General features: G+C 51.6%; 1 rRNA gene. It reads right to left on the bottom strand.

Annotated elements, in window-relative coordinates:
- A 23S ribosomal RNA gene (locus Nant_RS01305) occupies positions 1-1,403 on the bottom strand; the annotation flags it as partial.

Genomic DNA, 1,403 nt, shown 5'->3' with positions numbered 1-1,403 from the left:
CCCGACAAGGAATTTCGCTACCTTAGGACCGTTATAGTTACGGCCGCCGTTTACCGGGGCTTCGATCAAGAGCTTCGCCGAAGCTAACCCCATCAATTAACCTTCCGGCACCGGGCAGGCGTCACACCCTATACGTCCACTTTCGTGTTTGCAGAGTGCTATGTTTTTAATAAACAGTCGCAGCCACCTGGTATCTTCGACTCCCGACAGCTCAGAGCGTAAAGCTCGTCACCAGCAGGAGCGTGCCTTCTCCCGAAGTTACGGCACCATTTTGCCTAGTTCCTTCACCTGAGTTCTCTCATGCGCCTTAGTATTCTCTACCTGACCACCTGTGTCGGTTTGGGGTACGGTTCGTTATAACCTGAAGCTTAGAAGCTTTTCCTGGAAGCATGGCATCAACAACTTCAACTCTAAAGAGTCTCGTCATCAGTTCTCAGTCTTAAAAGAGCCCGGATTTACCTAAGCTCTAAACCTACAACCTTAAACGCGGACAACCATCGCCGCGCTTGCCTAGCCTTCTCCGTCCCTCCATCGCAGTTATAACAAGTACGGGAATATTAACCCGTTTTCCATCGACTACGCATCTCTGCCTCGCCTTAGGAGCCGACTCACCCTGCCGCGAATAGCGTTGGACAGGAAACCTTGGTCTTCCGGCGGGGAGGTTTTTCACCTCCCTTATCGTTACTCATGTCAGCATTCGCACTTCTGATACCTCCACGGTGCCTCCCGGCTTCCGCTTCAACGGCTTACAGAACGCTCCTCTACCATGCCATAAATGGCATCCGCAGCTTCGGTGTCTAGTTTTAGCCCCGTTATATCTTCCGCGCAGGCCGACTCGACTAGTGAGCTATTACGCTTTCTTTAAAGGGTGGCTGCTTCTAAGCCAACCTCCTAGCTGTCTAAGCCTTCCCACATCGTTTCCCACTTAACTAGAACTTTGGGACCTTAGCTGGCGGTCTGGGTTGTTTCCCTTTTCACGACGGACGTTAGCACCCGCCGTGTGTCTCCCGTGATTGCACTCATTGGTATTCGGAGTTTGCATCGGGTTGGTAAGTCGGGATGACCCCCTAGCCGAAACAGTGCTCTACCCCCAATGGTGAGACACGAGGCGCTACCTAAATAGCTTTCGAGGAGAACCAGCTATCTCCGAGCTTGATTAGCCTTTCACTCCGATCCACAGGTCATCCGCTAACTTTTCAACGGTAGTCGGTTCGGTCCTCCAGTTGATGTTACTCAACCTTCAACCTGCCCATGGATAGATCGCTCGGTTTCGGGTCTAATCCCAGCAACTATACGCCCTATTAAGACTCGGTTTCCCTACGCCTCCCCTAAACGGTTAAGCTTGCTACTGAAATTAAGTCGCTGACCCATTATACAAAAGGTACGCAGTCACGGTCTCAAGG

This window comes from Neptunomonas antarctica (assembly GCF_001305295.1).
Lineage (GTDB): Bacteria > Pseudomonadota > Gammaproteobacteria > Pseudomonadales > Balneatricaceae > Neptunomonas > Neptunomonas antarctica.
This window is presented reverse-complemented; position numbering and strand designations above follow the sequence as displayed.